The 20818-nt window shown below is 50.9% G+C and carries 16 protein-coding genes; 5 read left to right on the plus strand and 11 right to left on the minus strand.

The annotated features are described in order from the left end of the window. Positions 1–185 precede the first annotated feature (185 nt). Complete coding sequence (locus tag MHI24_RS07220; RefSeq protein ID WP_340024928.1) at positions 186–1055, minus strand: protease modulator HflC; 870 nt, start codon at positions 1053–1055, stop codon at positions 186–188. After that, entirely contained in the window at positions 1052–2095 is a 1044-nt protein-coding gene (gene hflK, locus MHI24_RS07225; RefSeq protein WP_340026626.1) for an FtsH protease activity modulator HflK, read from the minus strand. The genes MHI24_RS07220 and hflK overlap by 4 nt, the downstream gene beginning before the upstream one ends. A gap of 399 nt (positions 2096–2494) precedes the next feature. Between hflK and MHI24_RS07230 the strand changes: the two genes are divergently transcribed. After that, entirely contained in the window at positions 2495–3850 is a 1356-nt protein-coding gene (locus tag MHI24_RS07230) for a helix-turn-helix transcriptional regulator (RefSeq protein WP_340024930.1), read from the plus strand. A gap of 73 nt (positions 3851–3923) precedes the next feature. Here the strand turns inward: MHI24_RS07230 and MHI24_RS07235 are convergent, their stop codons facing one another. The 6 genes from MHI24_RS07235 to MHI24_RS07260 all read right to left on the minus strand — a co-directional run bounded on the left by MHI24_RS07235 (position 3924) and on the right by MHI24_RS07260 (position 8757). Next, positions 3924–4673 carry an amino acid ABC transporter ATP-binding protein gene (locus MHI24_RS07235; RefSeq protein ID WP_340024931.1) on the minus strand — a complete coding sequence of 250 codons (750 nt, stop codon included), beginning with the start codon at positions 4671–4673 and terminating at the stop codon, positions 3924–3926. Beyond that, a complete protein-coding gene (locus MHI24_RS07240) occupies positions 4673–5428 on the minus strand; it encodes an amino acid ABC transporter permease (protein ID WP_274528400.1) in 756 nt (251 codons plus the stop codon). Before MHI24_RS07240 ends, MHI24_RS07235 begins: the two co-directional genes overlap by 1 nt. A 40-nt stretch (positions 5429–5468) precedes the next feature. Beyond that, positions 5469–6800 carry a CapA family protein gene (locus MHI24_RS07245; RefSeq protein ID WP_340024932.1) on the minus strand — a complete coding sequence of 444 codons (1332 nt, stop codon included), beginning with the start codon at positions 6798–6800 and terminating at the stop codon, positions 5469–5471. A gap of 18 nt (positions 6801–6818) precedes the next feature. After that, positions 6819–7661 (minus strand): transporter substrate-binding domain-containing protein, encoded by an 843-nt coding sequence (locus MHI24_RS07250; protein ID WP_340024933.1) that lies wholly within the window; start codon positions 7659–7661, stop codon positions 6819–6821. Positions 7662–7833: 172 nt separating this feature from the next. Beyond that, the gene (locus MHI24_RS07255; RefSeq protein ID WP_340024935.1) at positions 7834–8253 is read right to left on the minus strand and encodes an HIT family protein; all 420 of its coding nucleotides are present in this window, start codon (positions 8251–8253) and stop codon (positions 7834–7836) included. 48 nt (positions 8254–8301) lie between these two features. Beyond that, positions 8302–8757, minus strand: coding sequence for a MerR family transcriptional regulator (locus MHI24_RS07260; protein ID WP_340024936.1), 456 nt, complete (start codon positions 8755–8757; stop codon positions 8302–8304). A 177-nt stretch (positions 8758–8934) separates the two neighbouring features. On the opposite strand from MHI24_RS07260, the gene MHI24_RS07265 reads away from it, so the two are divergent. From MHI24_RS07265 to MHI24_RS07280, 4 genes are all read left to right on the plus strand, one after another. Beyond that, positions 8935–10344, plus strand: coding sequence for a glycosyltransferase (locus MHI24_RS07265; RefSeq protein WP_340024938.1), 1410 nt, complete (start codon positions 8935–8937; stop codon positions 10342–10344). 23 nt (positions 10345–10367) lie between these two features. After that, the gene (locus tag MHI24_RS07270; RefSeq protein WP_340024939.1) at positions 10368–11837 is read left to right on the plus strand and encodes a glycosyltransferase; all 1470 of its coding nucleotides are present in this window, start codon (positions 10368–10370) and stop codon (positions 11835–11837) included. Positions 11838–11850: 13 nt separating this feature from the next. Further along, entirely contained in the window at positions 11851–13224 is a 1374-nt protein-coding gene (locus MHI24_RS07275) for a class I SAM-dependent methyltransferase (RefSeq protein ID WP_340024940.1), read from the plus strand. 173 nt (positions 13225–13397) lie between these two features. Continuing rightward, the gene (locus tag MHI24_RS07280; protein WP_340024941.1) at positions 13398–14249 is read left to right on the plus strand and encodes an aldo/keto reductase; all 852 of its coding nucleotides are present in this window, start codon (positions 13398–13400) and stop codon (positions 14247–14249) included. A gap of 63 nt (positions 14250–14312) precedes the next feature. Here MHI24_RS07280 and MHI24_RS07285 read toward each other — a convergent pair whose 3' ends face one another. From MHI24_RS07285 to MHI24_RS07295, 3 genes are all read right to left on the minus strand, one after another. After that, positions 14313–17096, minus strand: a complete 2784-nt coding sequence (locus MHI24_RS07285; RefSeq protein WP_340024942.1) for a polysaccharide lyase family 8 super-sandwich domain-containing protein — start codon at positions 17094–17096, stop codon at positions 14313–14315. A gap of 81 nt (positions 17097–17177) precedes the next feature. Further along, the gene (locus MHI24_RS07290) at positions 17178–18218 is read right to left on the minus strand and encodes a leucine-rich repeat domain-containing protein (protein WP_340024943.1); all 1041 of its coding nucleotides are present in this window, start codon (positions 18216–18218) and stop codon (positions 17178–17180) included. 84 nt (positions 18219–18302) lie between these two features. Further along, positions 18303–20591 carry a polysaccharide lyase 8 family protein gene (locus MHI24_RS07295; protein ID WP_340024945.1) on the minus strand — a complete coding sequence of 763 codons (2289 nt, stop codon included), beginning with the start codon at positions 20589–20591 and terminating at the stop codon, positions 18303–18305. Positions 20592–20818: the final 227 nt, after the last annotated feature.

Here is a 20818-nt window from a genome sequence, read left to right on the forward strand (position 1 = left end):
GGAGTTAATTTAAGTGCTGTTTTTCCAACTGCTGTTTCCGTATCGCCCATTTGCTGGTCAGCAAATGTCGGAAATCCAACTATTTTCCCGCCCTGGCGGCCCAAGCAGAGAACTAGCACTCCCCCGAAAAAAAGAGCAGCACTTCTTCCTTAATAGGAGGAGTGCTGCCCTTTCTCATAGTCACCCTATTTTTGTCCCATCAAAATCTTCGCATACGGCGAATCAATCGGGATCATGATCACCGGCTCATTCTTCAGCGTGGTCACGTAACTCTGCAAAGTACGGTAGAAGCTGTAGAACTGCGGGGACTTCCCGTAAGCCTGGTTGTAGATGCGGGCCGCTTCCCCTTCGCCTTCGGCGATGATTTTCTTGGAGTCGGCTTCGGCTTGGGCCATCAGCTCTCTGGAGGCGCGGTCCGCCTTGGAGGTGATTTTCTTGGACTCCTCATCCCCTTCGGACAGGTAACGCGCAGCGATGGACTGGCGGTCCGAGATCATCCGGTTGTAGACACTCTGCTTGTTCTCTTCCGGCAGGTCGGTACGCTTGATGCGGACGTCAATGACCTCAATACCGTAATTGTCACGGGACAACGCATCGCTGACATCCTTAGTAATCTCATCGTTAATGTTGCCGCGTCCGGTATCCTCACTGATAATATTCTCATAGTTGATCTCCGACAGCTTGCGGCGCACCGAGTTATAGACCGCTTCATCAATCCGCTGCACCCCGCCGCTTACCGATTGCACCGTCCGCAGGAACTGCGAGGCGTTGGTAATTCTCCAGACGGTGTAATTATCCACCACAATCGGCTTCTGGTCCTTGGTCAGAATGCTGGTCGGCGAGCTCTCATAGGTCATCTGATACTTGGGAAGCTCCGAGACATTCTCGATAAAAGGCAGCTTAAACTTCAGCCCCGGCTGCTCCACCGTGCGCATCGCTTCACCGAAACGGAGGACGACCTTGTACTCCCCTTCCTTCACGATGTACGTAGATCCGGCAAGCAGAATGATCAGCACGACGGCAGCTATTAGAGTGGTGATTGATTTTCTTTTCACTGGGCATCTCCTCCTTGCGGTGCGGATGTGGCAGGCGGATTCACCGTTGCCGGAGCAGAGGTGTTATTCTTGCTACTATTCATAAGCTCATTGAGCGGCAGATAGTTCACCGTATCACTGTTCGAGTTGGTAATGAAGATGCGGGCGTTCGGCAGGATCTGCTCCAGCGTCTCCAGGATCAGCCGGCTCTCGGTAATATTCTGATTATTGGCATACTCGGCAAAAATCGCATTAAACCGCGCCACATCCCCCTGCGCATTCAGGATACGCGACTTCTTCTCACCTTCCGCCTTCTCCAGCAGCGCCTGCGCTTCCCCGCGTGCCTTTGGAATGATATCGTTCTCATACTTCTTCGCGTTGTTGATCTTCGTATTCTTCTCTTCCCGGGCGTTCGTGACCTCGCGGAAGGCTTCCTCCACCTGTCCGCTTGGCGGCTCAATATCCTGGAACTTGATATCGATGATCTGGATGCCGGTATTGTATTTCTTCTGGAGGTCGATGAGCAGCTCACGGACCTTATCCTGAATCACTGTTTTCCCGTCGGTAATAGCGTAATCGAGCTTCTCGGCACCAATGACGGCACGGATCGAAGAGCTGGCCGAGTTGCGCAGGAAATGCTCCGGATCATCAATGTTGTAGAGGTAGTCACGGATGTTGCTGATCTTCCACTGGACGACCGCATCGGCAGAGACAATATTCTCGTCACCGGTAATCATCATCGCTTCATCATCGACCGGCACAGCCCCGCCAGCCTCCTGGCGGTACCCGATATGTATCCGCTGGGTCAGCTCCGCAGGCACGGTTATGACTTCCTGGATGGGATAAGGCCATTTGAAATGAAGTCCGGCCGAGGTCTCATTCGTATACTTGCCGAAGGTCAGAATTGCTGCACGTTCCTGCTCCTGCACGGTATAGAAGGAGGTGGCCCCGATATACAGCAGCACTGCCGCCGCTGCTACCCCCACCCAAATCCTTTTGTACATCCCCGGCTTCAGCTTCGGCAGCTTGAGCCCCGGCACATTGTCGCCATTCTGATTCATGAAATTCAAGATGCATCACTCCTTTTGGCCAAATTTAGTCTTTATAAAGCTATATATACGGATTCAAAACAAAAAAGTCGCAAAAATTGCGACTTTATTGAAGGTAGCTGGTATTTGCTGCGATTCTTGTGGGTTTGGCTGGATGATGGCAACGGATTGGCTTAGAAAACGAACTCCCAATCAGAAATATTTTAACCTTTAAAGCTGAATATTTACAGGTGCTTAACTTGTCTTTACTCTACTATTGGAACTTCCTCAGGTGCTGCGTTTCTCTCGGTCAATTGCCACTATTTCACGGTTTGTACTCATTTGAAATATTGACCATTGGAATATTATAGAATAATATAACAGCTATACAATAAAAATATAGTTCTTGGAATCTAGTCAGGTGGTGTGTACATGGTCCCAATCATAGCGACCATTCGCGATGCATTAGCGGGGTATCTGGCCCAGCAGAAGATGACTATTAATCAGTTTGCCGGACAATCCGGGATCAATTCAGGAACTCTCAGCCGGTTGATTCATGGTCAGCAGCCCATTGCCATGAACCATCTGGAACGGATTACGAGGGCGATGGGTCTCCCTGAGGATCACTTTTACAGCCTCTATGTGGAAGAGTGCTTCGATCATTCCCCACCAACCTGGCGGCGGTTACGGCCGTTTATTGTGCGTTCAGCTGAGCTCGGGCGTCTGGACTGCATTGAACAGGTGGTTCAGCAATTGCTGGAGAAGCTGACTTACGCTCCCATGCTGTTCGAGGTAGCGGAAGGTCTGTTTCAGGAGGGTCTATGGCAAGCAGCAGAATTGCTGTATAAGAACGTGAGCGACAGCGAGAAATACCAGAATTCCGAACGACTAGCCTTATGCCAGTACCGGTTGTTTCGCATTGCCCTAGGAGACGATCAAGCCCGGAATCTCCAAGCCGCTCATATCTTTGAATGTTATTTGGATAAGCTGGATGAGGCGGATCAGTTGGATGGAATTAAACACTTAGTAAATGTGTATTATTCACTGCATAAATGGGAAAAAGCTGATAAATTAGCTCAGGATATGCTTCATCTGGCTACTCTTCGTTATAATCTTCAACGTCAATCAAACCGCAGGACGGGTGAAGAGAAAAAACCTGAAAAACCGCTATGTTTCTATATTTATTACTCTCATCTCATGCGTGCAAGTATATGTGAGGAACATAATGATTATAAATCAGCTCTAAAATTTGTCAGTCTCTATACAGATACAAGCTGGATACAAAAAGATGATAAAGAGGCAAAACGAACGGTAACTCAGTTTCAAGAATGGGGAAAGGCAAATACTTTGCTGTATCAGGTTATGTCTGGTAAGCAGGAAGTCCTTTTAGAGTATATTGAACATATTTCAACCCAAAGAGATGAACTATTTGTAGCTTTATCTAATATCCTAACCTCAGCTAACCGTTATGGCTGGAATGTAGATCATGTTCTGGAACGGTTTGCTGACTACATTCCATACCAGACATATGATACAGAGTTTGGCGGTTACAATCAGCAGATTATGTCAGACCAACATACCAAATTTCTTGCTGAATTAGCAGCCTATCATCTAAACAACAAGCGCAAGGAAGGCATCGACTACATCCTGCAAAGCTTAGAATCATCCGCTAGGATTAATAACGAAAGTACAGTGATTAAATGTGCTGATCTGTTTGGGAAGCATCAGGATCAAGCTGATGAGGAAGCGCAGGCACAATACAACCTCCAAATCGGAGCATACTTGTAGGACTTATAACTTCTTCCCCACACCAAAAACCCCCGAAAAGCGCAAGCGCCTTCCGGGGGTTCTCCTATGCGGGTCAGTTCCCCGTCTTATTACGGAAATAATTCTGCAGGAACTCTCTGGCCCGGTCGGACTTCGGATGGTTGAACACCTGGTCTGGTGTGCCTTCCTCCACGATTTTGCCTCTGTCCAGGAAAAGCACCTTGCTCGCCACTTCGTACACGAAGCTCATCTCATGCGACACAAGAATCATCGTCTGTCCCGTAGCTGCGGTCTTCTTGATCGTCTGCAGCACCTCGCCGACCAGCTCGGGGTCCAGCGCCGAGGTTGGCTCGTCCAGGAGCAGCAGCTTCGGATTCATCGCGAGCGCGCGGGCAATGCCCACCCGCTGCTGCTGGCCGCCAGACAGATGCTTCGGATAATAATGAGCGCGGTCAGCGAGACCTACCTGCTCCAGTTGCTCCTGGGCAATCTGGGCGGCTTCGCGGTCATTCATCTTTTTGACAATCTTCAGGCCTTCCTTGACATTATCCAGTGCCGTCCGGTGCTGGAACAGATTGAATTGCTGAAACACCATCGCCGTCTGCTTCCGCAGCTCCAGCCGCTGCTTGTTCGTAATCGTGCTGAAGTCCACCTGAAAGCCTTCGAGATCCAGCGTGCCCTGATCTGCCTGCTCCAGACAGTTGAGCGCACGCAGGAAGGTCGATTTGCCTGCACCAGATGAGCCGATGAGAGCAACGACATCCCCCTTGTTAATCTCAACGGACAGATCGTCCAGAATCAGATTCCCGTGAAAAGACTTGGATAAATGGCTTACCTTAATCATCAGATCCCTCTCCTTCCCCAAGAGAACCAGCCACGGTTCATAGCCCCGGCAGCGGAGTCTGGAATCGAGAATCTCTTCTCCAGGAAGCGGAGAAGCTGTTCAATCAGAATCGTCATGACCCAGTAGATGATCGCCAGCGCGAGATACACCTCGAAGAAGCGGAAGTTGCTGCCGGAGATGATTTTACCCTTGGCCGTCATTTCGATTACACCTGCGACGAAGGCCAGGGAGGTCCCCTTCAGCAATCCGATCAGCGCGTTACCCAGCGGCGGAATCGCCACCACCAGCGCCTGGGGAACAATCACTCTTCTCAGCACCTGCAGATACGTCATCCCCAGCGATTCGGCGGCCTCAATCTGGCCCTTGTTCACCGATTGCAGCGCCGCGCGGATCGTCTCCGAGTTGTACGCCGCTTCATTGAACGCGAAGGTGACCAGCACGAAGATCATCGGCGGAATGGTATTGATATTATAATCTGTCCCGTACTGCTGGTTGATGAATTTGAGCAATAACGGAATTCCGTTGTAGGTCAGATACAATTGCACAATGATCGGCGTTCCCCGGATGAACGAGATGAAGACAGAGACCAGCTGGCTTAGGACGGGGATGCGTCTCATGCGGATGACTGCGAACAGCAGCGCAAACACAAGGCCGACAATCATCGAAATGACTGTAATTTGCAGACTCACAGGAAGGACCTCTAACAGCCGAGGTATGGATGTGAATACCGCGTTGATATCAAAAATCTCTCCCATGCAGACTAACTTCCTTCCACCTTCAATTTACAGGCGCGGGTTAACACGGTCTCACAACGAGACGTCCGCCCTCATAGATCACTTCCGTATGATACCGTTCCTTGCTTACCGCATTCAGCCGTTCCACCAGGGAGCCCGCAGCTTCCTCCGAAGCCAGCACCGGCAGACCGCGCTTGGTCACCGTCTCATGGGTAAGCCGAAGGTCGATCGGAACCAGCTCATAGCTGAACCGCTTGTCCTCCACACTCAGATCGAACAGGACGAGGAAGTTCTCCGAGAACTTACGGTCGCTATAGAAGCCCTGCCAGTTCCCTTCGCTGTCCTTGGTCCGGTTCTTGTGCAGAGTGGACGGCGCTTCATTCTCAGGATATCCGTAGGCGGTGAACATCTCAGGCGAGATGATCGATTCCCCGGCCTCAAATTCCATGAACAGACTGCCCAGGTTATAAAAAATCGGCTGCCCCTGATACAGCTCCACCCCACGGGTGAAGTGGGCGCCATGTCCGAACACACAGCTCGCCCCGGCATCGACCGCACCCCGCGCGAAGGTCTCGATGAACTCGGCCGGATAATCGGAGTACCAGTTCTCGTTTTCCCCTTCATGCGTATGCAGGCTGACAAACACATAATCACTGCGCTCGCGGGCATCCTGAATGGTACGGTAGATCTCCTGCTGATCCTGCTCGTTCGCTGTTGTCCGGACGCGGGAGTGTTCCCCCTTCTCGAAGGTTAAATAACCTTCAAAAAACGAGCCGAATTCATAGTAATTCTCCGATCTGCTCTTGAAGGTCTCAATCCGCTTGCCTTCCTCCATGCTGGCGGCAATGCCGATCCGCTCACTAATCTCCTTCAGCGTGTTGAAGTCCTGATCGTTCACGACATAGGTCCTCGACCAGCGGAGCGGATTGACGCCCGGACGGGCCGGAACGCCATTCCCCGGATTCGAGGCTGCGAATACCTCACTTCTCGTTACATCAATAGTGATGATCGCAATCCGGCCGTCTGCCGTATCCACGAACACCGGCTTGCGGGCTTCATGCAGGCTCATGCCCACTCCGAGCGGCACCAGTCCGCGCGCCTCCGCCTCTTCCATTGTATCCACAAGCCCCTGGGTCCCGTAGTCCCCCGTATGATTATTCGCGAAGCCGACATAGCGGATATTCAGCTTCCCGAATTCATCTAACGCCTTGGGGCGCACACTGGTCTGGTAACCGCGGCCTGCCGCCGGAACTGTATTCGGCCGCGGGGTCACAAACTCTGCATTGGTAAAAGCCTCATCGGCCCTCTGAAGCAGCGCCAGCAGCTCCGGGTCCATTGTTTTATCTAAGTTACTGCTGGAGAATAATGAATCTCCCGAGATTAAGAATTTCATGTGATCACCTTTCTGCGGTTACTCCATTAGCTCTTTCTTCGGCAGATAGTCGCCGCCAAGCTGTTCCTGGCTGATCTTCAGCAGGGTGCCGTCTGCATACATTTCCTTAATCCGTTTGTTGACCAGATCCAGCAGGCTGCTGTCCGCCGACTTGGATAACAGGATGTACGAACCGGGGTCACTGTTTGCTGTGGAGAACGGAACGACCTTCAGGTTAGTGAAGCCATGCTCCTTGATCGCCTTCTCGGCAGACACGCGGGAGATAATGCGCACATCGTAACGTCCGGCTTCAATGCCCTCGAACTGCTTCACGAAGTTCTCATCCGTGTACATAATCTCCGCCTTGGCATCCGGATTCGCTTCATTATAATTCTCCAGCAGCGTGGCACCGGAGTTGCCTACTTCCGTTACCGCCTTGTAGCCCTTCAGATCCTCTATCGCCTTAAGCGTGTTGTCATCCTTGCGGACCACGAACACATTGGCATTCTCAATAATCGGCAGTGAGAAATTATATTTGCTGCGCCGCTCTTCATTGGAGCTGAAATTGTTCGCCCCAAGCTGGAAGCGTCCGTTATCCAGACCGGTCAGAATTCCCTCGAATTCAATGGCCTGAACCTCTAATTTATATTCCGGAAGGTCTTTGAAAATCGCCTTCATCACTTCCACATCATATCCTGTCAGCTGGCCGTCCTTCTCATAGCTGAACGGATTGCTGACTCCGCTGGTCGCGGCTGTAATCGTCTTCTGATCCGCGCTGCCGCTGTTCTGTTCACCGCTTGCGGCCTCATTCTTGTTCCCGCAGCCCGCAATCAGGGCACCCAGCATTAAGACAATAACCCCCGACACCCACTTCTTCTTCATTATAATCTATTCCCCCTCGTCTGATCACGGAACATGCATTATGTCCAATAAATCATAGTCATTTAGTCTGGAATTATTATGTCATGGGGTATACAGTGTGTCAAGGTAAACGGGTAAAGGAATTGACGAATGGTGACGAAAGAAGTCGATTGAAAGCAGGGTCTGCTTCAGCCTAATTCAGCAAAAACCTTAGTCTTCCGGCCAGCTCTGCTGCCTCTTCCTCAGTACAGGAGTTCTGCTGCGCAATAAAAGCAATCCCCTTCGCGCTGTCGCTCCGCCGCGGCAGGAAATGAGCGTGGAAATGGGGAACCCCATCCACCATGATCACCGTATAGACTCGTTCTGCACCTGTGGCCTGTTTGAGCGCTGACACTATTTTTTGGACCAGAACCCCGTATGAGCCCGCTTCCTCCTCCGTCATCTCAGCGAAATCAAGCAGATGCCGCTGCGACTCCAGCACCAGTTGCCCCGGCACGGATTGATCCGCAGGAAAATGACACAATTTCCAGTGTTCATCTTCATATATGTATCCCCCAGGCGGCTGGGGAGTATTCCCCCGGTGCTTGTCACAAATGAAACAAGTAGTGGTCATGCGTATCGCCTCTTTCTATTAGGATGGTTAATTGTATGCCTGTGACTGCTAAGAGGACCGCACCACTCGCTTTCGGCGCGCCGGAACCTTGACGCCCTGCTCCAGCAGCTTACTCCAGTTGCCGGGGTTGGTCAGGTCAGGGATGCGTTGCTCCAGAATGGCCTTATACTGAAGAGCCTTCTCTTCCAGATGAGCGACACGCTGCTTGGCTTCCTCCAGTTGTTGTAGTGCTGCTTCCCTGAACTCCATCATCATAGCGAAGCGCTGGGGAACCGTCGAATCCCCTTCGAGGCAGAGATCGACATAGGTTTTGATGCTTTCAATGGGAAGGCCGGTCTGCTTGAGGCATCTGATGCCATACAGCCAATTGATCGATTCGTCGTCGAACAGCCGGATGTTGTTCTTGTCGCGCTGAAGACTCGGCACCAGTCCTTTATCTGTATAAAAGCGCACCGCATGCTCAGTTAGTCCCGTCATGGAAGCTGCTTCTTTGACTGTATACATGTTAATCCTCCTTAAAAAGTTTATTAAGCCTGCTACTTTGAAGAACCCACAATGTCCAGCAAATCCGCTATTTTTCAGTACACTCATCATACTTTACGAACCTGCCCCATATGCATTAGAAGACAGCGTAACGGGTACGAAGCCATATCTGTAGGATGGATGGAAGGAGAATCTGCCTTGAACTTAAAAATACCACTTGAATTCGCTGCACGATTTGCTCAGTTAGGAAGCAACACCTACATCGGGCAAGGGGGCTTAATTGAGTTTCCAGAGCTAATATCTATTGGAAACAATGTTTCTGTTGAAGCTCCTCACTCTATCAAGACAGCCATTGGAGACCCGCAAATTCCTCATACGGGCCCTGCTATCTTTGTAGGAGACGGATGTCAGATTAGCAGAGGAGCACAAATTACAGCTCACCCCAAGGTTATCTTAGAGCGGAGTGTTCTGATCGGCCCCAACGTTCAAATGGAAGGGGATATTTCCATTGGAGAAGGCTCCTGGATCGGAGCAAACTGCCGCCTATCCGGGAATATACGTATCGGCGCAGGGAGCGTCGTTAAGGCAAACAGCATAGTCTTGGACAATGTTCCTGACTACTGCATGGTTTCAGGTAATCCCGCATCGATTATACAAATCTATGAGACCTCCTCCATGAACTGGGTGGATGTGTCTGATCATGACCACGCCCAGGCTATTCTTACTGCCCGAAGCCAACTCCCGCTGTTATCTATCTGCATCCCAACTTACAACCGCGCACCTTATCTGGACATTTGCCTTCACTCTATTTTCTCACAAATCGGAAATAACGAACTAATCGAAGTCGTGGTGTCCGATAACGCCTCCACAGATGCCACGCCAGCGGTCATAGACAAATATATGGCTCAGTACTCCAATATGAAGTCAGTACGCAATGACACGAACATTGGTGGGGATGCTAATATTCTTTATGTATTACAGTTGGGGAGAGGGAAATTTGTAAAAATGCAAGGCGATGATGATTATTTCCTGGACGGCAAAATTATGCCTCTGCTTCATGAATTGCACAGTCATCCGGAATGCGGAGTCTTTCACATTAGTGTCATCAACGGAAATAGGCCTACCCTTCTGGACTCCGGCATGAGTAATTTCCTGGCAGCCACCACCCTTTATGCGGCTTTTATCAGTTCTGTTGTTCTAAGACGTGAGGATTTGGAGAACATTGAGAACCCAGCGTTATTCATACCCAGCAAATTCAATCAGTTATATCTTCAATACTCTATATTGAAGGACAACCCGAACTTCTGCATTATGTACGGTAATATCTTCAGCTATGGGGGAGCTTATAATCCCAAATACAGTTTTGCGGAAGTTTTTTTTAATGGTTATCCATCTATTCTTAGCCATTTTGTAGGTGCCGGCTTGAGTGCTGAAGACATCGCCCGAGTAAAAAGGGAGACATTGTATCACTACACTATACCATGGCTTCGCGATAATAAAGCAACTGTGACCAATGAAGAATTCGAAGAAATTTACAAAAAATACTATCAAGATGAGCCCTACTATGAGGATGGCCTTGCCATCATGGAAGCAATACGCCAATCCTAATTTAGGAAGGAAGTTAATAGGTTATGTCACACTCTTTAGAGCCCAACCCAGTTCCCCGTTTCTTTTACTGTGGCAAAAACACAGATATCTCTCCCATCGGACAACTTCATTATCCCGAGTTCCTTCTCATTGGCGACAGGGTAACAATCAGGGAGGATTACTGTATACAGTCTGCAGCACAAGATTCTTTGCCTGTTCCCAAAATTATTATAGGAGATGATTGCAGATGTGAACAAGGCCTCACCCTTCATGCCCTAAACCGGATTGAAATCAAGCACCATGTCACCATAGGAAGTAATGTTAGTATATCAGATGCCAGGCATGAGTATCGTCAGATAGGATTACCAGTATTGGCACAAGGATGGATGGATAACGCCGGAGAAGTTATCATCGGGGAAGGAACACAAATAGCCGATGGAACGGTTATTTCAGGTAATATCAGAATAGGTAAATACTGTGTAATTCAGCCTGGAAGCTTGGTTGAGCAAGATCTTCCGGATTATTGTGTGGCAGGCGGATCTCCGGCACAAATTCTACAGCAGGAGATGCCTATTCCCCAACGGGAGACAGCAGGTTTGAATCAAGAATCCAGCATACAGGAATCTACTCCACTTCTGTCCATTTGTATTCCGACTTATAACCGTGCAATCTATCTCGATCTCTGTCTTTCCTGCATTTTCAGTCAATTGCAGGACGACAGCCGGGTAGAAGTCATTGTCTGTGACAATGCCTCCACAGATGCTACCCCTCAAGTGATTGCACGGTATGCCAGCCGTTATCCTGCTCTCAAATCCTACAGAAACAGCACGAACATAGGGGGCGACCGCAATATATATCTTGTAGCTCAACTGGCAAAAGGCAAATTTATAAAATGGCAGGGTGATGATGATTATTTTGTGGAGGGCTCAATCCCCTCTCTGCTTGATGTCATCCATGATCATATGCAGTGCGGAATTATATATTTGAATGTGCATAACCATGATGGCCAGGTTTATACTGCAGAAGGTGCACCCGCCTATCTTCGGACCTCAGGTATTATGTGTACCTTTATTTCCGGCATCATTCTACGAAGGGAAGATTTTAAACAAATTGAAGAACCTTTCCGCTATATTGATTTATCGCTGAATCAAGCCTACATGCAGTACGAAATATTAAACAAAAACCCGAGCTTTTGCGTGGTGAACCGGAGAATGTTTAATTTTTCCGGAAATCCTCCTTCAGGGTATAATCTCGGGGAAGTCGTCTTCCGTAGTTATCAGACTATTTTGCGTCATTTCATTGGTAAAGGATTAAGTGAAGAAGATGTGCGGCAAGAAAAGCTGGTTTCCCTCTACAGTTATATTCTACCTTGGTACACGGGAATCATGCGTGATCATGCCCCTGTTTTTACTGATAACTTTGAGGATCTCTTTAGAGAATTTTATGGAGAAGAGCCGTATTTCGAAGATTTCCTGCTGCGAATTGCAAGTATAAAAGCTCAGGCAGAATGCTGAGGAGGGATTTAGTATGCATAAACAGGATACACAAGAATCTCAACCATCTAATTTATTGAATTACGCTAACTTTCTATATAGTCAGGCGAATTATGAGAACGCTGCTGTATTTTATGATAAGTTTCTTTTGGAAGCGTCGGCGATGAATGAAGAAATCCTAGAAGCCTGCGGGAAACTCTCAGACTGTTATGTTGCATCTGGAGATTTCAATAAAGCCTTGTTAGCCGCTTTTCAATCCTTTGCTTATGGCATTCCGCATCCCGTGATCTGTTATAAAATTGGAGCTTCATTTATGGAGCAAGGCCAAATAAAGACGGCTATTTTCTGGTTTAAAATGGCTACCCAAGAAACGATTGCACATGAACACGTAAACTATGATGCCGCTTTTGCCAACTGGCTCCCTCATTTGCAGTTATGTATGTGTTATGAATCGTTGGGCGAACACGAGAAAGCCTTTCACCATCATAAAATAGCCCAAAAATATAATCCCGATCATCCAAGTTTAGTATACAATCAAAAGTATTTTGAATCTTTGTTCCACGGAATCGAAAATTCCTCTTCAAAGGCTCACCTAGAGGCTGAAGTATTGGAGGGAAACGACTCAAGTTCAATAGATATCAACTCAGAAATACTGAATACAGAACAAAACGATGTAATTTTTACAGGAGAACGGGTTGTTATTAACGATGCCGTCAAAAAGAATCATGGAGATGTGCTGGAGGAGCATTTGAACAGATACAGATTAGCCCAAAAGTTCGTCAAAGACAAACGGGTGCTAGATGCGGCTTGCGGGGCAGGGTATGGCAGTAAGATGCTGCAGGTGGCTGGTGCAAGTCACGTCCTTGGCGTAGATATTGATGAAGCCAGCTTATACAATGCGCGCAAAACATATGGTCATGAGCAGATTGATTATGCTTACGGAAATGTCAACAAGCTTGAACTTGAAGACAACAGCTTTGATGTTGTTGTTTCCTTTGAGACTATTGAGCACATTGATGACGGCAGTGTATGGATACAAGAATCCGCCAGACTTCTCAAGGATGATGGAATCTTTATTGTCTCTACACCTAACCGCAGCATAGCAAATCCTGCAGCCTACTTTGTGGAACAGCCAAGAAATCATTATCACAAATATGAATATACGATTACTGAGCTTGTGGGGGAGTTACTGAAAGAATATGATATCCTGGGACTGTACGGGCAAACCTTCGTCTCCGATTATTCAGCCTTCCAAGCCCAGGTTGTCAGAAATGCGAGAGCGATGCCCCCTACAACTACCCCATATGACAATCCCGTCATTAACGGATACGAGCTAATGGATCTGGGAAGAGTTAAAGATATGAATCCCTTGTATGTTGTGGCTGTGTGCAGAAAAAAACGCGCTTAGCTGTAGACAAGAGGGAATAAAAGCAGGACCGGCCGCCAGGGCTGGTCCTGCTATTTGTTTGTTGATGTCATTGCCTCTTTAAAAAAATAATGTCCTCCCGCTTGACTTCGTGTAACACGAAGGCGTTAGGCTCATCTATATCAATAAATCATCATCCCAAGGAGGACAAGACCATGCAGACTGTAACCTTAAATAACGGAGTGAAAATGCCGCTGCTCGGCTTCGGGGTCTATCAGATTCCTGATGCCGAAGAATGTGAGAATGCGGTGTATGAGGCACTGACGGCAGGCTATCGCCTGATTGATACCGCCTCCGGTTATCTGAATGAAGAGGCGGTGGGCCGCGCAATCAAGCGCAGTGGTGTACCCCGCGAAGAGCTGTTCATCACCACCAAGCTGTGGATTCAGGATGCCGGATATGAGAGTGCCAAGCTCTCCTTCGCCAAATCCATGAAGAAGCTGGGGCTGGACTACCTGGATCTGTACCTTATCCACCAGCCGTTCGGGGACTATTACGGAGCCTGGCGGGCGATGGAAGAGCTGTATCATGAAGGCAAAATCCGGGCGATCGGGGTCAGCAACTTCCTCCCGGACCGCCTGATGGACCTGATCGTCCATAACAAGGTCGTGCCTGCGGTCAATCAGGTGGAGACCCATCCGTTCCTTCAGCAGACGGATAACGCTGCTTTCATGAAGAAACAGGGTGTGCAGATTGAATCCTGGGGACCGTTCGCCGAAGGGCGCAACAACCTGTTCAGCAACGAGGTGCTGACCGGGATTGCCGCTAAGCATAACAAATCCGTCGCCCAGGTTGTGCTTCGCTGGCTGATCCAGCGCGATATCGTAGCGATTCCGAAGTCGGTGCGCAAAGAGCGGATTGTCGAGAACTTTGATATTTTCAACTTTGAGCTGAGTGCTGAAGATATGGCTCAGATTGCCGCGCTGGATACCGGCGAGAGCCTGTTCCTGTCGTATCACGACCCGGAGGTTGCCAAACGGCTGGGGAATTGGCGGATTGAGCTGTAAGAAGCTCCGCTATGTCTCAACAGCACAAGGCCCATGCACAATCGCATGGGCCTCTTTGTCTATTTAAGGATTTCGCACCCACCTCACCGCATCGGCAGTAACATACCCAGTCGTTCCATTATTACGGATAGTAACACTGCCCGAAGTGCCTGCCGTGAAGGAATAGATACCAATTAGATTCCAGACTCCTCCGTTCGCAGTCTGGTCTACATTCAGCGTCGCCGTTCCTCCGGCATGAACGACTTCGATTGGAATCGCTGTCGACCGGTTGAAATGCTGGGGCCACATCATATAGACGCTGTAGGTGGCCGTGGCGGGCAAGTCGGGGGTGAACGTTACACTTTTGCTGCCCTTGCCGCTGTTGTCATCATGCAGATAATTGATTCCGTACCGGTCGGTCTGCACCGCCGCGGTCTTCCAGCTTCCAATCTTCAGCACCCCGGTGGTGTCGTTATTGTCCACGATCACCTCTTCTCCAGGCAGAACCGGCGGCGTACCGCTGCCCAGCTCAAAAGAAGCCTTGAACGTCTTGCCCTTGGCTGCGCTGACATTCACCGATAAACGGATCGTCGGGCTTAACTGAGTGACAGTAATTCCTGAATCAGCCGTATATCCGCTTGCTGAACGGTCCAGCTCCACTTCGATTACGCCGGTTCCCGCCTGTGTCGGATCACTGAGAGACAACTCCAACGTATCCTCTGTTTCTTGGGTCATGACCGATGCTTTCTTGTTGACGGTAATCAGATCAGCAGAGCTTGTGCCGTCCTCCCAGAAGTTCGCGCCAATGATGCCCAGCTCCTTCTCGCGCACCGCTTGTACGCCAGAGGTGTTCGCCAGCACTTCAATATCTGGAGCAGCAGCGTAGGCAGCCACTTGCGGAGCTGACTTACCCGGAAGCAGCACATACTGATATTCCCCGCCCGCCGGATTAACCCCATGATCCAGCCATAAAGTCATATAATTGCGGGTGACCGGTGTAGACGGCGTAACCGGGCGGGGGTTAATCTGCTTCCAGTTGCCGGTTCTAGCCTCTCGCTTCATGGCAAGCGGGACCGTCTGCGGAAAATAATATCCCGTATCCGCACCCGCCGTGCTGCCGGACAGATGAGCCCATTCTACCTGGTCCATCGTCCCTGACCCGCCCAAGACGGAAGGCTGCACTGCACCGTTCACAGTGAGCGTATTGCTGCCCGCCGCATTCAGCTTCCGGTTCTCGACGATCGTCTCTACCACCTTATTGTCTGTGCTGTTAATCCCTGAGCCAAGAGCCACAACTTCATCGTCGAACATGAACCATGATTTCCTCGCGCTAAGATCATAATCCCCGTACTTCAGCTCCATGCCGGAGACGCCATACAGATTCTGCATATCGGTGCCGCCGGTCCACTGTTTGGTGCTCGTGTGGCTGCCGGAAGAGGTCTGGGACAGCACCGTTGTTCCGGGCAGCCTGTAATTATCCACGGTCGGCCAGTAATCATCGCTGTATTGACCAAGATCACTGTTATATAGGCTGGTCATCCCGGCAGAGGTATACCAGGCTTTGGCGTTCTCGCTGTTAATCGCTTCATAGCTGGCGATCCGGCTGGAATACATCGCCAGTCCGAGGCTGTAGCCCGGCCGGTGCTGGACCGCCCGGTCCATCGCCGCGAACTGCTTGTAGCCGGTAAGCTCTGCCGCAGGTTCGATGGCCGGGTCGCTGCTGATGCTTTTGGCCAGAGCAAGGCTTGGAACGGGTGCATCTTCATAAAAAGACTTGAAGGTGTCTGAAAATATCCAGCCCTTCAGCATCCGCTTAAAATCCCCCCCTTGCGCGGGCGGCGCAATCCGGGATAAGCTCAAAATGCCCTGCATCACCCGATGACCCGCATCGTGATCCTGGCTGTAATTCCTGGAGATCTCCCGGCCTCGTACCATGTCCATGATAGCGCCCTTGTACATCACCGGCTGATAAGCGTTGTACACCCATTCCCATACATTAGACTGCTTGGGATCGGTCACCTGCCAGGAAGAACCGTGAAGCATCCCCATCAGATCGCTGACGGCTAGCAGCAGGTCAATGCCATAACCTCCAGTGTAGGGGATATTGTTATGCTGAATAAATGAGCCATCCCGGTAAAAGCCGTCTCCGCTGAGCGTATAGTTGAAAACGGAGGACAGCCCGTCGCGGGCGGCGGCGAGCTTGGTCCCGTCTTTGACCAGCATGCCCCGCTCACCCACCACCATTGCCTTCCAGGTGCGGTTAGCCCCTGTCAGGGTTACAGCGGGCGAGAAGCGTTCCACGGCTGTCATATAATTCGTAACCTGCGCCGGGGTTAAGGAGTCATACATCAGCACCGTTATGTCGTTAAGCTGCAAAGGAATACCGATTTGCCAATCCCACCAGTTGCTTGTTCCGCTGGCTACCGGCGTTATCCCCTCATGGTATCTGGTAGCGTACATATAATCGAGGGCAGCCACAATATCATTGCCAAGCTGGCTGTCCTCATAGAGAGCGGTACCGGAAGTAGCGTAGGCGAGCGCCATCGTCTTCAGCCGTTCATAGGTCACCCGGATATGAATGGAATTCCCGGTCCCGGGATTATCGCTCCACAGATAGGTGCGGCCCGCTGCGGTGTTCATCGTCTGCCAATAACCATTCGCTTCATTCGTTAGCCTGGTTAAGGCTGCGGCAATGTCCGGATCTGCAGTATCCAGAGAGCTGCCCCCTGTAAGCATCACTTTCCGGTTCTCCCGCATCCCATCGAATTCATCGGCAGCACGAACGTGTTCTGCTACCCCGCCAATTCCGGTGAACGACAACAGCAATGCCAGCATGACGAGACAGCTTTTGATCAGGATTCTCCTCATTCCTTATCCCTCCTCTTAATTAAGCGCTTTCAATCGTGCTGATAAACAAGCCGCACGCTCTGTGGCCTGCGGCATCTCTGCCTAATACACTTCATAGATCAACTCAGGCTCAAGCTCTCCCTCAGAGTCAAACGCTGCATAGATACAGAGCCGGCCTGCCGGCGTGTCCCCGGCATCATAGCCGATGCGGAAGGAACCGTCAGCAGCGAAGATCAACTCGGCCAATTCCAGCTCATTCACATCCTCATCCGGATGGACCCCTGCAATCTGTTGCAAAACGCGGTCAAGCAGCTTGTCCAAGTCAGCCCATACCTTTTGAATCCGGGAGGTTAGATGCTCCGCTTCCATCTTGGTCTTAACCTCCGCTGTCACGGGAAGCTCATGGCCCGAATAGGAAAAAGCTGCGCTATAGCATGTGAAGGTATTGTCATACCGCAAGGTTCCGACACCCTCCACCTCATGATCCGGCTGGATGATGAGATTATTGGCATAATCCAGCTCCGTAAGCTGCGGATTATGGCTCGTATCCAATTCCGTCAATTTGTTCTCTGAACAATAGAGCTTGGTCAACTGCTTATTGTGGCTGAGGTCCAGAGTGGTAAGATGATTGTTGAAGCAACGCAGACTTGTAAGTCCGGGATGCTTGGTGGTATCCAGGCGGGTCAGATGATTATGATTGCAGCGGATTTCCCAAAGCTCCGTACACTCTGCGATATTTAGAGTAATGATATAATTGCTGCTGCAATCGAGCTGCTGCAGTGCTGTATTGTGCTCAAGGTTCAGTTCATGCAGCGAGTTATAGCAACACTTGAGTACCGTGAGTCCGGGATTATTGCTTAAGTCCAATCTCGATATCATATTCTCCTGACACTCCAGCTTCTCCAGCATGGTGTTCCGGCTGAGGTCGAGCTTACGGAGGCTGTTCCTGCTGCAATCCAGCTCCTCAAGCGCTGTGAAGTGTCCGATTCCTTGAAGACTTGAGAATTCACGGCCTGCAAGCTCCAGCGTGGTCACGGTGTCAATGTCACCCTTGAGGATCGTTTCACGGCCACTGCAAAAGCTGTCCCTTACGAACTGCCTGAACCGTTCATCTGTGAAATCATCGGTAATCTCCATCTGCATGGTTATCCCCCTCTAAAATCGATGGGATTATTCTACCATATCCGGCATAGCTCTTCACTTCATAGAGATATAAACCGAGATTGTTCAGCAACTTAACTCCACCTGGAACGAGGCTCCCCCGGCACCTTCAGGGTCGAACCGCAGTCTCACCTTGCCCGCTTCAACCTGTTGTATCGTGATCCGCTCTGACATGCTGACGACCCGGGAAAGGGGATGATCCCGGCCTCCATCTGTTCCAGCTCCAAGACGATTGCCCATCTCGATCTCAATCTCCACCGGACGGCGCTGCTTCTGAGTCGGATCGGCCACTGCCAGGCTCCAGCCAGCCGGATGACTGCGCATAATGACAGTGGCCTGACTGCTACAGGCAATCCCCCCGCTTCGATACCAGCCCGGCTGCCAGAAATGCACTGCTGTAATCCCCCGCTCAGAGTCTTCAACCGCATGAGCCTGAGCGCTGCATTCCACAATCCGCAGGCCTAAGGACTGAGCGAAGCTTGCCGTTGCCGCTTCACTGTACCCGGGCAGCAGCACATAGGCATACTGCGCGCCTTGCGGCGCTGCTCCATGATCGAACCAGATCGTCTGATAGGACCGTTCCAAGCGCTGAGCTGAACCCGCTGCATTAATTGCCTTCCAGCTCCCTTGCCGGTGCTCGCGCAATGCATATACCGTGCTTTTTAGAGGAAAAAAGATCCCTATATCCGCTCCTTCGTTACTTCCAGTCATATGCATCCACTTAGGCTGAAGCGTCTCCGTATGCCCGGCGGTCCGGCAAATCTCCGTTCCGTCTGCTGTAAGCACATCGTCCCCGCCCGGGCTGCACATCCGGTTGTCTATAATCGTCTCTACCGCAGCCGGACTGCGGCTCTGAATATCCGAGCCTAAGCATACGATACTGTCTCCCAGCAGGAACCAGCTTAACAGCGCAATCAGTCCGTAGGATTCATGAACTACATCCTCCAGCTCCATGGCAATTGCCCCGTACTCGTTATGAAGCACCGCACCGCCCGCGAAATCCCGGCTGCTTGGACGGCCTGATCCGGCTCCATCCTTCAGCAAGGCCTTCGTCACGGTAGTTCCCGGGAGCCGGTACGAATCTACCGTCGGCCAGTACCCGCCGGCATATTGCCCAAGGTCGCTATTATATAGAAGAGACATGCCATACGAAGTGTACCAGCCCTTCAGATTCTCATGATTGATAGATTCATAGCTGTACATCCGGCTGGAGAACATGCTGATCGTATAGACGAACCCGGGACCCCGCAGCACCGCCCGGTCCATCCGGGCAAACAGCTTGCAGCAGGTTTCTTCCGGGGCGGGCGGTATATGTTCATCTGCCAGCAGAGCGATAGCTTGAGCTGCCGTATCCGGCGGCGCTGCTGCGATATATGGCTTATACGTATCTGCTATGATCCAGCCTTTGGCTCTGGAGAGCAGCCGGAGCTGCTCCGGCTCATCCAATATCCGCGAGAAGCGCAGGCAGGCGGTGATGACAGAATGTCCGCTCTCATGGTTCTGCGTCCCCTCCCGCGAGATTTCCCGGCCGCTCACCATATCCGGCAACACTCCCCTGAACATCAGCGGCACAAAAGAATGCTCGATCCACCGGGCCGTCATCTCCTGCGCCGATGCGGGCAATGCCCAGGGGGTATCGTGAAGCCATACCATCAGACGGACGAGGTCCTGCAGCAGTGACACGCCATACCCGCCAGTGTAGGCATAGTGGTCATGCTGGATGAAGGAGCCGTCCTCATAGAAGCCGTCCCCTGCGGCTGCATAAGTGAACAGGGGAAGCAGCGCATTCCGGGCGGCGGACAGCCCCGCTCCGTCTTGGCTGATCACCGCTGCAAGAGCGGACGCTGTAACCTTCCAGACCAGATTCGCTCCGGTACACGGCTGGGTCTCCGCCGCGAACCACCGGGCATGAACCGCCGGATCTCCTACATATTTGTCTACGGGCAGAAGCAGACGCTCAACCCATTCGGCATCCATCACTTCCTCCATAAGCAGCAGCGTCTCCAGCAGGGCAATGGGGACGCCAATCTCCCAAAACCACCAGTTGCCGTAAGGCGGGCAGGACTCGTTGTACCTGTGCGTATACAGCCATTCCAGGCCATAGGTGATCTGATCCCGTAATCTGGTTTCCTTGTAACAGGGACATCCGGGAGAATTTAGCGCGATAGCCATTTCTCTCAAGCGGCTGGTGATCATCAGTGTATCCGCCGCATTCCCAGCGTAGGGAATATCGGCCCAGAGCAGTTCCTGTTGATAGAGCATCGCCTCCTGTGCATCACGGACCCTCTTCAGCGACTCAGGCGACAGCGTTGACCCGGCGACTGATTGCAACCATTTGCCGCCTAAGCTCTGCACGGTAACACCTCCTTGCACTGGTTAGTAGAGAGCATCAGATTTAAAATAGTGACATCGGCATGATAAGCTATAGAGTCCAAACAGATGAGAAAAACCGAACACATTGTGCCCGTGAGCGGGTATGTGGTCCCAATGTATGCGGAAAACCGAACACATTGCGCACGCGAGCCGGTGTGTGGTTCAATGTATGCGAAAAACCGAACACATTACGCACGCGAGCCGGTACG

This window comes from Paenibacillus sp. FSL K6-1096 (assembly GCF_037977055.1).
GTDB lineage: Bacteria > Bacillota > Bacilli > Paenibacillales > Paenibacillaceae > Paenibacillus_AQ.

Bases quoted from the DNA above. Each gene is read 5' to 3' on its own strand.
- MHI24_RS07230 (WP_340024930.1), top strand. From the start codon at position 2,495: ATGGTCCCAATCATAGCGACCATTCGCGATGCATTAGCGGGGTATCTG.
- MHI24_RS07270 (WP_340024939.1), top strand. From the start codon at position 10,368: ATGTCACACTCTTTAGAGCCCAACCCAGTTCCCCGTTTCTTTTACTGT.
- MHI24_RS07275 (WP_340024940.1), top strand. From the start codon at position 11,851: ATGCATAAACAGGATACACAAGAATCTCAACCATCTAATTTATTGAAT.
- MHI24_RS07290 (WP_340024943.1), bottom strand. From the start codon at position 18,218: ATGCAGATGGAGATTACCGATGATTTCACAGATGAACGGTTCAGGCAG.
- MHI24_RS07285 (WP_340024942.1), bottom strand. From the start codon at position 17,096: ATGAGGAGAATCCTGATCAAAAGCTGTCTCGTCATGCTGGCATTGCTG.
- MHI24_RS07255 (WP_340024935.1), bottom strand. From the start codon at position 8,253: ATGACCACTACTTGTTTCATTTGTGACAAGCACCGGGGGAATACTCCC.
- MHI24_RS07280 (WP_340024941.1), top strand. From the start codon at position 13,398: ATGCAGACTGTAACCTTAAATAACGGAGTGAAAATGCCGCTGCTCGGC.
- MHI24_RS07240 (WP_274528400.1), bottom strand. From the start codon at position 5,428: ATGGGAGAGATTTTTGATATCAACGCGGTATTCACATCCATACCTCGG.
- MHI24_RS07235 (WP_340024931.1), bottom strand. From the start codon at position 4,673: ATGATTAAGGTAAGCCATTTATCCAAGTCTTTTCACGGGAATCTGATT.
- MHI24_RS07245 (WP_340024932.1), bottom strand. From the start codon at position 6,800: ATGAAATTCTTAATCTCGGGAGATTCATTATTCTCCAGCAGTAACTTA.
- hflK (WP_340026626.1), bottom strand. From the start codon at position 2,095: ATGAATCAGAATGGCGACAATGTGCCGGGGCTCAAGCTGCCGAAGCTG.
- MHI24_RS07250 (WP_340024933.1), bottom strand. From the start codon at position 7,661: ATGAAGAAGAAGTGGGTGTCGGGGGTTATTGTCTTAATGCTGGGTGCC.
- MHI24_RS07260 (WP_340024936.1), bottom strand. From the start codon at position 8,757: ATGTATACAGTCAAAGAAGCAGCTTCCATGACGGGACTAACTGAGCAT.